This window comes from Gracilibacillus ureilyticus, from assembly GCF_900111195.1.
In the GTDB taxonomy this organism is placed as follows: domain Bacteria; phylum Bacillota; class Bacilli; order Bacillales; family Amphibacillaceae; genus Gracilibacillus; species Gracilibacillus ureilyticus.
Genome location: NZ_FOGL01000013.1, coordinates 65,069 through 78,672 on the forward strand (window position 1 = coordinate 65,069; position 13,604 = coordinate 78,672).

Annotated in this window: 12 protein-coding genes and 2 pseudogenes; 7 read left to right on the forward strand and 7 right to left on the reverse strand. The window is 35.4% G+C overall.

Features of this window, described 5'->3' with window-relative positions:
• Positions 1-10 precede the first annotated feature (10 nt).
• The 4 genes and pseudogenes from BMW36_RS20850 to BMW36_RS12910 form a co-directional block, all read right to left on the reverse strand.
• Positions 11-1,485: pseudogene (locus tag BMW36_RS20850) on the reverse strand (glycoside hydrolase family 32 protein).
• On the reverse strand, positions 1,478-2,446 hold the full coding sequence (locus BMW36_RS12900) for an aminoimidazole riboside kinase (RefSeq protein WP_089741878.1): 969 nt from the start codon (positions 2,444-2,446) through the stop codon (positions 1,478-1,480). The pseudogene BMW36_RS20850 and the gene BMW36_RS12900 overlap by 8 nt, the downstream one beginning before the upstream one ends.
• Before the next feature lie 295 nt (positions 2,447-2,741).
• Positions 2,742-4,163 carry a sucrose-specific PTS transporter subunit IIBC gene (locus BMW36_RS12905; protein ID WP_089741880.1) on the reverse strand — a complete coding sequence of 474 codons (1,422 nt, stop codon included), beginning with the start codon at positions 4,161-4,163 and terminating at the stop codon, positions 2,742-2,744.
• 4 nt (positions 4,164-4,167) lie between these two features.
• A pseudogene (locus BMW36_RS12910) lies at positions 4,168-5,826 on the reverse strand (glycoside hydrolase family 13 protein).
• 106 nt (positions 5,827-5,932) lie between these two features.
• Between BMW36_RS12910 and BMW36_RS20590 the strand changes: the two are divergent.
• The 3 genes from BMW36_RS20590 to BMW36_RS12920 all read left to right on the forward strand — a co-directional run bounded on the left by BMW36_RS20590 (position 5,933) and on the right by BMW36_RS12920 (position 7,428).
• Positions 5,933-6,268 (forward strand): cupin domain-containing protein, encoded by a 336-nt coding sequence (locus BMW36_RS20590; protein WP_245711675.1) that lies wholly within the window; start codon positions 5,933-5,935, stop codon positions 6,266-6,268.
• A gap of 291 nt (positions 6,269-6,559) precedes the next feature.
• Positions 6,560-6,712 carry a helix-turn-helix domain-containing protein gene (locus tag BMW36_RS20595; RefSeq protein WP_245711676.1) on the forward strand — a complete coding sequence of 51 codons (153 nt, stop codon included), beginning with the start codon at positions 6,560-6,562 and terminating at the stop codon, positions 6,710-6,712.
• 389 nt (positions 6,713-7,101) lie between these two features.
• Positions 7,102-7,428 (forward strand): four-helix bundle copper-binding protein, encoded by a 327-nt coding sequence (locus tag BMW36_RS12920; RefSeq protein WP_089741751.1) that lies wholly within the window; start codon positions 7,102-7,104, stop codon positions 7,426-7,428.
• Between the two features lie 71 nt (positions 7,429-7,499).
• Here the strand turns inward: BMW36_RS12920 and BMW36_RS12925 are convergent, their stop codons facing one another.
• Positions 7,500-8,174, reverse strand: a complete 675-nt coding sequence (locus BMW36_RS12925) for a response regulator transcription factor (protein WP_089741752.1) — start codon at positions 8,172-8,174, stop codon at positions 7,500-7,502.
• Positions 8,149-9,555, reverse strand: coding sequence for a sensor histidine kinase (locus tag BMW36_RS12930; protein WP_089741755.1), 1,407 nt, complete (start codon positions 9,553-9,555; stop codon positions 8,149-8,151). The genes BMW36_RS12925 and BMW36_RS12930 overlap by 26 nt, the downstream gene beginning before the upstream one ends.
• Positions 9,556-9,802: 247 nt before the next feature.
• On the opposite strand from BMW36_RS12930, the gene BMW36_RS12935 reads away from it, so the two are divergent.
• The 3 genes from BMW36_RS12935 to BMW36_RS12945 all read left to right on the forward strand — a co-directional run bounded on the left by BMW36_RS12935 (position 9,803) and on the right by BMW36_RS12945 (position 11,647).
• Positions 9,803-10,324, forward strand: a complete 522-nt coding sequence (locus BMW36_RS12935; protein WP_089741757.1) for a CueP family metal-binding protein — start codon at positions 9,803-9,805, stop codon at positions 10,322-10,324.
• A 105-nt stretch (positions 10,325-10,429) separates the two neighbouring features.
• Complete coding sequence (locus tag BMW36_RS12940) at positions 10,430-11,065, forward strand: YdhK family protein (RefSeq protein WP_089741759.1); 636 nt, start codon at positions 10,430-10,432, stop codon at positions 11,063-11,065.
• A 132-nt stretch (positions 11,066-11,197) separates the two neighbouring features.
• Positions 11,198-11,647, forward strand: coding sequence for a DUF305 domain-containing protein (locus BMW36_RS12945; protein WP_089741761.1), 450 nt, complete (start codon positions 11,198-11,200; stop codon positions 11,645-11,647).
• 183 nt (positions 11,648-11,830) lie between these two features.
• Here the strand turns inward: BMW36_RS12945 and BMW36_RS12950 are convergent, their stop codons facing one another.
• A complete protein-coding gene (locus BMW36_RS12950; RefSeq protein ID WP_089741763.1) occupies positions 11,831-12,253 on the reverse strand; it encodes a VOC family protein in 423 nt (140 codons plus the stop codon).
• A gap of 594 nt (positions 12,254-12,847) precedes the next feature.
• On the opposite strand from BMW36_RS12950, the gene BMW36_RS12955 reads away from it, so the two are divergent.
• Positions 12,848-13,255, forward strand: coding sequence for a hypothetical protein (locus BMW36_RS12955; protein WP_089741765.1), 408 nt, complete (start codon positions 12,848-12,850; stop codon positions 13,253-13,255).
• Positions 13,256-13,604 lie beyond the last annotated feature (349 nt).

Below are 13,604 nucleotides of genomic sequence, written 5' to 3' on the forward strand. Positions count from 1 at the left end.
AACAAATATCTTACTTAACATTCTTATAACCTCTTGAAAAAATTTGACTATGACTTTTTAAACTCCAATGAGAAAAATTGATTGTTGTTTTACCAAAAGAACCGATTTTAACTTGCTTGTTTTCTTTATAAGGGAACATTCTCGCAGTAAATACTTCTTCCCCATTATTTACAAATACTTCAATCGTTGAAGCATCTAAAAGCACCTGTAACTGTTGTAGACTTTTTAATTCACATTGTCTACGCTCCATTAAGCCATCTACAAAGCTCCTTCGTTCGAATGTAAATACTTTTTTCTCTTTATTAAAAATAAGACGAACCTCTCCACGAATGGAGATCTCTAATCGTTCTGTACTTTGATCATTTACCTCTAGTAGAAGCTCTGCTGTTTCCTTATCCATATCAATAACTTGTTGATTGCTTTCTTTTAGAGACAAATTAAATTGATGGACAATCTCTTCGCGTAATATTTCCAACTCTGTTATAGGCGTTTGATAGACCTTTCCATCCTTTATAGTTAGTTCCCGTGGAAGTGTCATGGCATGGAGCCATTTATGTTTTACTGTCGGATGCTTATCCTCATATTGCTCTGGAACACCCATCCAGGCAATCAAAATGCGCCGCCCATTATCGTCTATTGTTTTTTGTGGTGCATAAAATTCAAATCCCCGGTCTAACTCTTCAAATGGCGTGGAAATTTGTAAGTTATATTTGTTGTCCACTGTCCCAGAATATAACCAGATTGATACACATTATGATACTTCATCCCTTTTTCTTCCAACCCTTGAGGAGAAAATAATAAAACATCCTTACCATTTATATTAAAGAAATCTGGGCATTCCCACATAAAGCCAAGCTCTCCATCTGAACCTGCGATGGGGCCAAGATCCTCCCAATGATGAAGATCTGTTGATTGAAACAGCACGGCTTGCCCCTCAAGTTTTTCACTTTGCGCACCAATAATCATGTACCACTTATCACCGCTCCTCCATACTTTCGGATCACGAAAATGAGGTGTGTATCCCTCTGGTAGGTTAATCACTGGACCTTTTTTTTCAAATTTCACGCCGTCACTCGAAACAGCCAGACATTGATATGTCTCACGATTACCTACTTCATCTTTCACATTTCCTGTATAAAACAAGTACAACTGACCCTCATGTACAATAGCACTACCAGAGTAGCAGCCATTTTTATCAAACCAATCAGAGGGTGTGAGCGCAATTGGCTCCTCCTTCCAATGAACGAGATCTGCTGATGTATAATGCGCCCAAAATTTTGCACCATGCCCCGTTTTAAATGGCATCCATTGATAAAACAAATGATAAACACCATTCCATTGAACAAATCCATTCGGGTCATTCAGCAAGCCTACAGATGGAGCTATATGGTAATGAAGGTAATAAGGATCGCTTTGAACGATATCTTGATACTTTTCAATTTCCTTTATGGCTTCAAATCGTAACTGTTGATCCAATTTAGACATTTTGTTCCCGCCTTACTTGTTCCACATATTTTTCTACTTGGTCAAGTGTCGGTAATGCAGACATTGCCCCTTTTTTAGATGCAGTTAAACCTCCTGAAACATTTCCGTACATCGCCATTTCTTTGGCCTCAGCTAAAGAAAGTTCCCCAACGTTCCCACCATATGCATTTAGTTTATATAAAATAACAGAGACAAAGGCATCTCCAGCACCAGTCGTATCTACAGCATCAACCTTCATTGCAGATACTTTTGACTGCTCTCCATTTAAGATTACAATACACCCTTTACCGCCTAATGTAATAAACAATAGTGGAATACCGTATGCTACCATTTTTTTTATTCCGGCTTGAATATCCTGTTCACCGGTAATAAACTTTAATTCTTCTTCTGAAATTTTCACAACATCTACCTGGTCAAGCATAGATACAATCGTTTCTTTCGCTTCTGCCTCACTTCTCCATAACCCTAGGCGAAGATTGGGATCATAGGAAATCAACATTCCTGCTTGCTTTGCTAATTGTACTGCCTTTTTCGTCGCCTTTTTAGCAAGATCATCAATCATGGAAATAGATCCAAAATGGAGAACTCGATGTGATGTCAACACTTTTTCACTTATCTCTTCAGGTTTTAAAAAGCGATCAGCACTTGGATTAATATAAAAATCGAAGCTTCGTTCACCATTTTTCGCTAACGTAACAAAAACAGTACCGGTACGATGTTCTTTCGTTAAAAACATTTGGCTCGTATTTACATGATATGCTGCTAATGTATCTCTTAAAAATGCCCCTAAAACATCATCGCCAACCTTCCCCAAAAATGTTGATTTCGCTCCTAACTGAGCAATACCTACAGCAACATTAGCAGGTGCACCCCCTGGACTTTTTTGATAAGTTAAATTTTCATTATCAAGAGGAATAAAATCAATCAATGCTTCTCCTAAACAAATCACACCATTTTTCATCATTAACAACCACCTTTAATATTAAGAAAACTAGCTCACACCTATCCGTGATGTAGTACGTACCTTAGTTGCACTATACTAACCCTAAAAATTTTAAAGTAACTCTCCCTTTTTGAACTACTATTAGATAAAGACTTATGGTAAATGTAACAGGCTCGTTTCTTTAAAACGAGCCTGTTACATTTATATATCTTCAACCTAATTGACATCTATGATTAGAATAATCAAAGTTGATCGTTGACATTTAAAAATAAATTACTTTTTATTCAAAGGATAGGTTAATAGTCAAAATTGATTACAAGCTTTTATTTAACTTTTTAGACTTAGACAGAAGAATTGTTATTACAAATGATGCTATAACTGAAATTAATATTGCTATTAAAAAGTTTATAACATCTCCAGCTTGAACAGTGACAAATCCAATAACACCAGCTGGTCCAGGTGCTACATTTGTGATTTGGGCAAAAGCTGCATATGCGCATCCCAGTGCGGAACCTATCATTGCAGCATAAAATGGGTATTTTAATTTAAGATTCACACCAAACATCGCTGGCTCAGTAATCCCTAATAAAGCTGATATGCCTGAAGAGACTGCAACACTTTTCATTTTCTTATCTTTTGTGAGTAGCATAGCTGCAAAAGTGGCTCCCCCTTGTGCAACGTTGTTTGAAGCTACAAGCGCAAGTAAGAAAGAACCGCCAGCCGCAATTAACTGAATGTCAACTGGGAGTAAACTGTGATGCATACCAGTCAATGTTAACGGTGCCATGATGAATCCAAAAATAGCACCTCCAAAAAAGCCTAATGTATCATATAACCAAACCAAACCATTAGCTAATAAGTCCCCCGCAGATCTCATAATTCCACCAACAACACTAAAAGTAAGAAAGCTTGTGATAAAGACAGCCAATAACGGTGTTAATAAGTTATCGAGTACGGACGGAACAATTTTACGTAAATTCTTCTCCGTCCACGCCAAAATAAATGACGCAGCTAGTACTGGGAAAACAGTTCCTTGATATCCTACTTTTTCAATTGAAAAGCCAAATATATTCCACACAGGTACAGTATCATTAAGAACCGCGTTTCCATACCCATACGCATTTAACAAATCAGGATGGACCATAATCATCCCAATTACTGCCCCTAAATATGGGTTTCCACCAAACATTTTCGTTGCTGAAAAACCAATTAAAATAGGGAGAAAGACAAAAGCTGCATTTGCAAAGATATTGATCATATTAGCTAAGTCGGTAATTTGCGGGTATATATCCAATAAAGAATTGCCTTCAATAAACAATCCTTGAGACGTCAGAACATTGTTTATCCCCATCAGAAGACCCGCTGCTACAAGAGCCGGAATAATAGGTACAAATATATCTGACAAAAGTTTCACAAGTTTTTGAACCGTATTCATTTTTTTATCTGCTTCTTTTTTAACCTCAGATTTAGTAGATTCATTAATATCGGCGAGTTTAACTAACGAACTATAAACCTCATTTACAGTGCCTGCACCAATAATAATTTGATATTGACCAGAATTACTAAACTGACCCTTTACAAGATCTATATTTGATAATTCTTCAGATTTTACAATCGAATCATCTTTTAAAACTAAACGGAGCCGCGTGGCACAATGGGCAGCGCTTATTATATTTTCCGGTCCGCCAATATTATCTAAAATCTGCTGAGCAGTTTCATCTATGTTATTACTCATTTTCTCAAACCTTTCCTTCATTTATTTCATACATAATAGCTTCATAAGGCCTCAATGTTATCTTTTTTAAATCTAAACTTGAATTATTGTAATTACTAATTAAAATCTCTGCTCTTGAGCTCCTGGATCTTTCATAAGAAAACTCTTTTTCATGCTCGTAGAAGTTGCAGACAATTAATAGTTTCTTGTTCTCTAAAATACGTTCATATGCATAAATACTCTCATCCTCGGGATTGAGGAGATGATAAGTACCATAAATAAGAGTAGTATTATTCTTCCTCATATTGATTAATTTTTGATAGTGATAAAAAATAGAGTTTTTATCACTAAGAGCGCTTTCAACATTAATAAAAGTGTAATTGGGATTTAGATTCATCCATGGTTTCCCTGTAGAAAAACCTGCATTTTTTTCATCAGACCATTGCATCGGCGTTCTGGCATTGTCTCTTGCTTTCATATAAAATGATTCCATAATTTCTTCTTCACTAAAACCAGCTTTTATTCTTTCTTTATAGACATTTTGAGTTTCAATATCGATATAGTCATCAATCGAATTAAAAGCAGCATTCGTCATACCAATCTCTTCTCCCTGATAAACATAGGGTGTACCTTTCATTCCATGTAATAATGTTGCTAACATCTTTGCTGATTCGACCCGATATTCACGATCATTCCCCCATCTAGATACAATCCTTGGTAAATCATGATTGTTCCAAAATAGGCTGTTCCACCCTTCTTGATCAAGGGCATACTGCCATTTACTTAATACCTGTTTTAACTCGACTAACTCTAATTTCTTTAAATCCCATCTTCGCTTGCCTGGTATCTTATCTAAGTTCATATGTTCAAACTGAAACACCATATTCAATTCTTTTCGATTAGGATCAGAGTATAACTTAGCATTCTCTGTTGTTGCTCCCCATGTTTCCCCAACCTTTAATAAATCGTGTTTTCCAAAAGTATTAAGATACATTTCTTGCAAATAATCATGTAACTTCGGACCGTTTTCTTTTATTAGATTATCAGGTTCTTTCCCTATTAAATCAATTACATCCATACGAAAACCACTTATACCTTTATTAATCCATAAATTCATCATGTCCCAAATACTCTGTTTCATCTCTTCATTTGCCCAGTTTAAATCAGGTTGCTGTTTGCTATAAAAGTGTAATTAAAATTGATTTGTATTTTCATCATACTCCCAGGCTGATCCCCCAAAATTAGAATTAAGTTCATTTGGCTCATGACCATTTACTGGATCACGCCAAATATAATAATCTCTATAGGGGTTGTCTTTTGATTTCTTGGCTTCAATGAACCATGGATGCTGATCTGAAGTATGGTTTACAACTAAATCCATGATAATTTTCATTCCTCGTTCACGACTCTCTAATAACAGTTTATTCATATCATCCATTGTTCCATATTCAGATAGGATAGAGTGGTAGTCACTTATGTCATAGCCATTATCTACATTAGGAGATTCATAAACTGGACTTAACCAAATAACATCAATCCCTAGTTTTTTTATATAATCTAATTTTTGTATAATACCTTTTATATCACCAATTCCATCACCGTTACTGTCATTAAAGCTACGAGGGTATATTTGATATATAACACTTTTATGCCACCACTTTTGTTGAGCTTTTTCCAATTCCATCCCCCTTTTTGTATTACGCTTACAAATTGAGTATAATGAATTTGATGCATCACTTCTTGCACTTTTATAAAAAAAATAACACTATTTTCACTTTAGGAGAAAATTTATGCATAAGCCAACTTTAAAAGAAAAGTCCACTCATGGTACTCCATTATTTCCGTTGCATATATACAGTAAGGTTAGAGAAAGAGAATATCATGTAGACTTCCATTGGCACGAGGAACTAGAGTTTATTTTTGTTGAGGATGGAGTAATAGAGGTTACTATTAATTCAGAAACAAGACATGTTACAAAGGGGCAGTTTATTTTTATCAATTCTGGTGACTTACATAAAGTTACCTCAAAAGGTCGCTCGATTCACCATGCCATAGTATTTCATCCGCAGATATTAAATTTTGACTATCCTGATATTAGCGAAAGTTCTATTATTAATCCTCAGTAAAGGATTTTTGCGATTTCCATCTACTGTTGAGATTGATGGGAACTTAAAGAAATATTTAGCCAATAAGCTTAAAACAATAATTTCAATAGACAAAACTGATTCTGACTTATCTGCATTAAGAATTAAAATCATGTTGCTAGAAATTATTTTAGAGCTTTATGAGAACCAACTTTTTGGGGAATTACAAACAAGCGTTAAAGAGAAACAAGAAAACAAAAAAAAGTAATTACCTATATCCAGGATAATTACGATAAAAAAATATTACTTGAAGACTTAGCTTCTCTTTTGAGTATGAACAAAAACTATTTCTCTAAATATTTCCATTTGGCAATTGGAAAAACACCGATCACCTATATTAATGAATATCGATGTCAAAAGGCTGCTGAGTTATTAAAAAGCAGTGATCTAAAAGTCTTGGATGTTTCCTTTTTTAGTTGGCTTTGAGAATTTCAGCTATTTTATTCGTAAATTTAAAGAACATAAACGTTACTCCCCCACCCAATACAGAAAGAAATTTTATATTGAGAATATGCAAAATAATACGCAAGATTAATGGATTACTCTTAAACTAACCTCATCTTTTTTTTGTAAATTTTTTCACAAAGTCAAAAAAAATAAGCTGCTTATTGCGCAGTATGTGTCTACAACGTAAGATCGAAGTTAATCCATAACCTGGTTCTATTGCTGTCATACAAATACTGATTAGCGATATCTGTTATCCATGACAGATTATTAAGATTCTGTGCAGTTTTTATCGAGTTTTAAAAATTTTGTTTATGTAAAAACCGCTGCGGTAATAGTATGAGTGAAATACTTAAAGGAGGAATGTAAATATGGCACATGAACAACATCAAGAACTGATTCAAACACTGCATGACTGTATGGCGGAATGTAACCACTGTTTTGATGCATGTTTACAGGAAGATGATGTAAAGATGATGGCAAAATGCATCCGGCTGGACAGAGAATGTGCGGATATTTGTAATTATCTTGAACAAGCCATTTCAAGAAATTCCCCATATGTTTCTGATCTGGCTGCTGTTTGTGCAAAAATTTGCGAGGATTGTGGTAATGAATGCAAAAAGCATGATACTGACCACTGTCAAAAATGTGCTGAAGCTTGCTTTAAATGTGCTGAAGCTTGTAAAAAGCTAGCATAATCAGGAATCATGAAAATGAAAAACTTCTCAGAAATAAGAGCATTTATTTCTGAGAAGTTTTATATTTATATTCAGAGTTTCGTAACCCACTTATATCCTACGCCCCAGACTGTCTTAAAGTAGTAATCAATGGGGAATCCGGCCTGGCGGATTTTCTCTCTCATGTTACGAACGTGCGAATCAACGGTTCTTCCTTCTGTTTGTGATTCGTAGCCCCAAATTAATTCAATTAATTGTTCTCTAGTAAACACTTGATTAGGTTTTTTCATAAAATATCCCAGCATCGCAAATTCCTTTGGTGTTAACTTGATTACATTATTTTCGTAAGATAACTCAAACTCAGCTTCATCCCATAAAAGTCCGTTTATCTCAATCTGATTGGAAGGCTCCGTTCTGCGTAACAATGCTTCCATTCTCGCTAACAATTCATCTTCATCAACAGGTTTTGTTACATAATCATCTGCACCTAATTTTAATCCTTTTACAATATCCTCTTTCTGTTCACGGGCAGTTACCATAATAATAGGGATATTAGAATGACTCCTGATTTTCCGGCACAATTCCCAGCCGCTCGTTTCAGGCATCATCACATCCAGTAGAACAATATCAAAAGCTTCTGCATCTAAAAAAGATAAGGCTTCACTCGCATTTACAGCTTTTCTGCAAACATAATTATGCGGTCTTAAATATAATGCTAATAAATCCAGCATTCTTTTCTCATCATCGATTAAAAGAACTTTCACCATTGCTTTCACCCCTTTTTAAATAAATAATCACGGTTGTTCCTGTGCCTTGTTCACTTTCGATTTCAATCGTCCCACCATGTGATTCAATGATTTCTTTTGCAATTGCCAGTCCTAACCCTGACCCGCCCTTTTCCCTGGAACGGGATTTTTCGACCCGGTATAAACGTTCAAAAAGATACGGGATATCTTCCTTTGGTATTCCTTCGCCTTGATCGGCAATTGTTATTATAATTTCGCTGTCATTTTTGGCTACCTCTAATGAGATTAGCTTACCTTCCGGTGTATGCTTTCTGGCATTGTCTAATATATTCAGCAATACCTGCTGGATTCTGTCAGGGTCGATATTTGCCTGGATATTACTAGGACAAGTTAACGAAAAGCGGATATTTTTTTCTTGCAGTACTGGGCTTACCCGCTCTTCAATCGTTTGGAGAAGCTGTCTAAGGTCTACATTCTTGCGATGAATAATGAATTTATTTTCATCCATTTTTGCAAGGTCAAATAAACTTTTAATCAATGCAGTCAAATCCACTGTCTCTTCCCGTATAATAGCAATATAATCTTTTCTTTCTTCAGCGGTAATCTCCTGTTTACTAATGATATCTGCATATCCTTTGATATAAGTTAATGGTGTTCTCAGTTCATGAGAGATGCTTGCCAAAAATTCATTTCTGTTATTTTTCAATCGTTCCAGATCATTCGATAACCTCTTGATAGAACTAGCCAACTCCCCCAGTTCATCATTTCGCTCTGTATGTAATTCCACTTTATTTTTACCCTTGCTTAACTGTTCAGTTGCCTCTTTCATTTTTAATAGTGGCAATGTAATGAACCGAGACAGAATAAAAATGGTAATAATCGTGACCAGAATCGTGATAATTCCGATCAAGGCAAATTGACCACTTAAATGATTGACAATACTTTTCACATTAGATGTCTCAGCAAACATAAAGACATGCCCATGATGGGTTTCATCAAAGGTTATCGGACTATCAACTGCAATGTATTCTTTTTCCTTCCAGCGTTGTTCCACTACTTTTCCTACAGTTGGCACCTCTTCATAATCGGTATGGCTGATTACTTCCAGCATTTCTCTTTCCATAGGATCGGAGTGGATAATGATATCACCTTTCGCATTTGTAATAATAACTGCGTAATCTGATTCTGACTCCATAATAGTAACATGCTCCAGTGTAGAAGGATCAAAATTGCCTTCTAAGACAGCACTATGTGTATTGGCCCTTGCTAATAAGTTGTTCATAACTTCTTCAATCCGTTCATTAGCTATACTTGTATAAAGGGTAAAATATACAAAAATCTCAATGGCAAATATAAACAGAAAAAATAATAATCCAATTTTCAATGATAACTTATTAAACATAATGAACCTCTTTTATCCATAGTTTATCCAGCAGCATGATTGTACGCCACCCTCCTGTTTCTCTGCATTCTTTTAGAATAGCTCACTTATACTCAAATACCAAAACAGAAATACTTAGGAGGCTTTTTTTTATCATAAAAAATAAATATCCAGTTTCTGTGCAGAAAAAAAGCCAGGTTCTCCATATATTTTGCATATTTACTGGCTATAATTGAAAGGAATATTAAATAAACAGGAGTGGAATTTTATGCAAAAAGTCTTACTGGCAACACTTGGATTATTACTCTTCTTAACAGTTGCTGCATGTGAGGATGGTACATCAACCAAAAATAAAACACCAGATATCAAAGAAGTGATAAGCAGCTACAGTGCAGGAAATTCTGACAATGTATCTGCCTCTGTTACATCTACCGAATTAATTGTGACAGAAAGTGATACTAAGGAAGTTGCATATAAACTTCCCGATGAAGAGTTCTTTGTATCTATTGCCCCATACATCAGTGTAACTCATCCTTGTGCCAATCATAGTTTAACAGGCTGTCAAGGTGAACTGGTTCTAGAAGAATTTGATATCCATATTCAAGATGAAGAAGGCAATGTGATTGTTAATGAAACCATGACCTCATTAGAAAATGGATTTATTGACTTATGGCTTCCACGTGGGGAAACATTTCAGGTTACCATTGAACATAAAGAAAAAACGGCCAAAGCTGAAATATCTACCTTTGAGGGTGACAATACCTGTATAACATCAATGAAGTTAATATAGCCTAAGCAGTTGGCGTTTTTGGTGAGTGTATTCCAAATGAGATATCTGTTAATGCCTGACTTTTTTGAAAATAATAATCATTTCTATTTAATGGAGGGAAAACGTATGGGTAAGAAATTGGTGCTGAGTATTGCCCCACTGTTTATAGCTGTTGTATTAGCTGCTTGTGGCGTGAATGAGGTAAATCCAGAAAAAGAAAGTGGCTCGAATACTGAGAATAATTCACCAGCAAAGGGGCAAATGAATGAACAATCCTACTCGGAAGAAGAAGCTGATGCTATGGAAGATATGGATCATTCCAGCATGAATCATTCAAGTTCAGGTGAAGTTCCCGAGGGTTTAGCTAGCAGCAAAGATCCTACATATCCTGTTGGTAGTAAGGCAGTAATAAATGGAAACCATATGGAAGGTATGGATGGCGCTGTTGCAACGATTGATGGAGCTTATCAAACGACAGTTTATACTGTTACCTACACACCAACAACTGGCGGAGAAAAGGTAAAAGATCATAAGTGGGTTATCCATGAAGAAATTAAAGATGCAGGAGAACACCCATATCAACCGGGAGAGGAAGTTGTTCTTGAGGCAGACCATATGCAAGGCATGACTGGTGCTGCCGCAACAATTAACTCTGTAGAGAATACCACTGTATACATGGTAAGTTATCCGGATTCCAAAACAGGAGAGGAAGTTGCCAATCATAAATGGGTGACAGAAGATGAACTCTCACCGGTTGAATAGATTAACGTAACCCTCGCACTTAGCGAGGGTTTTTCAGGTTCCAAAAAAACTAGAAAAAAATATAAAAATTGCACACTTTCTGCAGAAATACAGGGGATGTATGATAATAGATTACTTAAAGGAGTGTAAAAGATGAAGCCATATTGGAAATTTGCCGGGATGGTAATTACATCCACTATTATCATGTTTATCTTTAAATACTGGAGTACTTACAGGGTTGATCACATTTTCTTCAGTGAGACAAGGGTTTATATGGCCATATTAATGGGAGCTACGATGGCTGTTATCATGCTATTGTTTATGTCCCATATGTTGAAAAAAAAGAAAGTGAATATCGCTATTTTTGCAGGAAGTGCCGTTGTTTTCGCTCTATCACTTTATCTGCTAAGGAGCCAGACTTTCGTCGATGACGTAGATTATATGGAAGCAATGATTCCCCATCATTCGATAGCAATTCTGACGAGTGAAAGAGCAGAAATTTCCGATCCCCGTGTTAGAAAACTGGCAGACGAAATCATCAAAGCCCAGCGAAAAGAAATAGCTGAAATGAAGAAGTATATAGATGGCTTGGAGGAAGAATAGGATTGGGTAAATTATGAAAAATTTTAAACCTTGGAATTATAAATGAGGCTGTCAAGAGGACAAGGCCATTGTGGTCCTGTCCTCTTTTATAAAGAGTGAATAACTATATTCGACTTGCCCTTTCTTTATCGTAAAATAATATCACAACTCAAGCACCCCTTTAGTTAAACATGAAGGTCTAACTTATTCTGTAAACTCCCAAGCTGGATTCCAAACTACTTCCCACAAGTGTCCGTCAGGGTCTTGGAAGTATCCAGAATACCCTCCCCAAAAAGTATCGTGTGCTGGAACTGTAATAACTGCACCAGCTGTCTCTGCCTGTTCCATTACCACCTTGACCTCTTCCTTACTCCTAACATTATGACCAATCGTAAATTCAGTAGGGCTTTTTGGTGTCTGTTTTATGCTTGTGTCATGAGCAATATCCTTACGATTCCATATGGCGAGTTTTACTCCTGATTGTAAATCAAAAAATGCAACAGCACCGTGCTCAAATTCTTGACCTACGATTCCTTCTGTTTGAAGTCCAAGACCATCCTGATAGAACTTCAATGACCTTTCCAAATCATCTACACCCAATGTTATAACTGAAATTCGTGGTTTCATCTAATTCTTCAGCCTCCTTAAAATTAACTATGTATATTTTAATATAATTTACCTACCCCGTTATTTTAAGTGCTGCATTCTTTCACTCTCTTAATATTTTAACATAAATAGCCATTTAAGGAGCTAGTAGTATGCAACAATCTGAATGTTTACTACAGTATTATTTGTTTTATTAAATTCTGAGAAAGCGCGGGCTTGAAAACGGCATATCCCCGTAACTATGATTAATTCGACTTTCCGTATCATTTGATTATATGATTTCTTATTTAAAAGTGAGAGAACTCTGACTCTTAAAATAAGATTTTGAAAGAACAAAAGCGTATTTAAATTTTATATTTTTAATATTTGATTAGTTATTTATGACAAAACTATGTAGTAAAGCCTTCATGCCTTTCATACATCCCGATTGCCTTCCCGTAGTATTCGTGTAGAGAAAATTTTTTGCAATATTTAAAAACACCCTAGGAATATGAAAACTCGATAGTATAATGTTTTTAGTTCAGAATACTGAAATGAATATATATAACCATTATCAAAGCGACTAATAGATATTATATGTTCATTTCACATCAAAATCACAAGGGAGTTTTTAAAATGCAATTAACTAAGGTTGACGAGAATTTTTATAAAAAAATTAACACATTAACATGGAAGGATATTTCAGAAATGGGTGCTGGTATGTACATTGATAGTATTGAATTAATTGCATTATATGCACTTGATCATATGTCTCAATTCCAACAACCAAAAGAGTTTGGTGACTGCAGTGGAGATCTGTCGATGATATTTTATTGGGATATATCAAATGATCCAACCATTCCATATATAGTAGGAGAAAATCCAGAAACTTTTCGTAAGGAAATTATTAAACAAGGGCGACAATATTTTTCACTCAGCCTAGACAACATAGCGGACAACGAGTATTATTGGACCCTACGTTTTTTTACTATCGATCCATTTGTAAGTAATGGTATTTTAGGACACCCACTAATTACAAAGTAGAATAAGGACATTAATGAGGATAGTATATACTCCTATCCTCATTAACTCTTAGTTTTTTTTACTAAATCGCTGTCTAAGATATTTCCATACCTATTTTTAAGATGAAAAATTCTATTAACTGAATGAGCTAAATTAGTAATATTCATTCTTTCTTTTACAAGATAATTAATTTTATACACCTTGTGACTACAGTTTTCTCAAGGAGAGATAATGTTGGAAAATACTTACACTTGATCATACTTCAAGCCGAGTCTCAAAAGAGAACTTTTCCAGAATCCCCACATTAAAGCAATGTTGGAGCAACAAACTACTCACGAATTATTAGGATAAACAACATTGAACCAGATAG

Excerpts from the sequence above, each read along its gene's own strand:
- BMW36_RS12900 (WP_089741878.1), bottom strand. The coding sequence starts at position 2,446 with ATGAAAAATGGTGTGATTTGTTTAGGAGAAGCATTGATTGATTTTATT.
- BMW36_RS12905 (WP_089741880.1), bottom strand. The coding sequence starts at position 4,163 with ATGAGTAATAACATAGATGAAACTGCTCAGCAGATTTTAGATAATATT.
- BMW36_RS20590 (WP_245711675.1), top strand. The coding sequence starts at position 5,933 with ATGCATAAGCCAACTTTAAAAGAAAAGTCCACTCATGGTACTCCATTA.
- BMW36_RS20595 (WP_245711676.1), top strand. The coding sequence starts at position 6,560 with ATGAACAAAAACTATTTCTCTAAATATTTCCATTTGGCAATTGGAAAA.
- BMW36_RS12920 (WP_089741751.1), top strand. The coding sequence starts at position 7,102 with ATGGCACATGAACAACATCAAGAACTGATTCAAACACTGCATGACTGT.
- BMW36_RS12925 (WP_089741752.1), bottom strand. The coding sequence starts at position 8,174 with ATGGTGAAAGTTCTTTTAATCGATGATGAGAAAAGAATGCTGGATTTA.
- BMW36_RS12930 (WP_089741755.1), bottom strand. The coding sequence starts at position 9,555 with ATGTTTAATAAGTTATCATTGAAAATTGGATTATTATTTTTTCTGTTT.
- BMW36_RS12935 (WP_089741757.1), top strand. The coding sequence starts at position 9,803 with ATGCAAAAAGTCTTACTGGCAACACTTGGATTATTACTCTTCTTAACA.
- BMW36_RS12940 (WP_089741759.1), top strand. The coding sequence starts at position 10,430 with ATGGGTAAGAAATTGGTGCTGAGTATTGCCCCACTGTTTATAGCTGTT.
- BMW36_RS12945 (WP_089741761.1), top strand. The coding sequence starts at position 11,198 with ATGAAGCCATATTGGAAATTTGCCGGGATGGTAATTACATCCACTATT.
- BMW36_RS12950 (WP_089741763.1), bottom strand. The coding sequence starts at position 12,253 with ATGAAACCACGAATTTCAGTTATAACATTGGGTGTAGATGATTTGGAA.
- BMW36_RS12955 (WP_089741765.1), top strand. The coding sequence starts at position 12,848 with ATGCAATTAACTAAGGTTGACGAGAATTTTTATAAAAAAATTAACACA.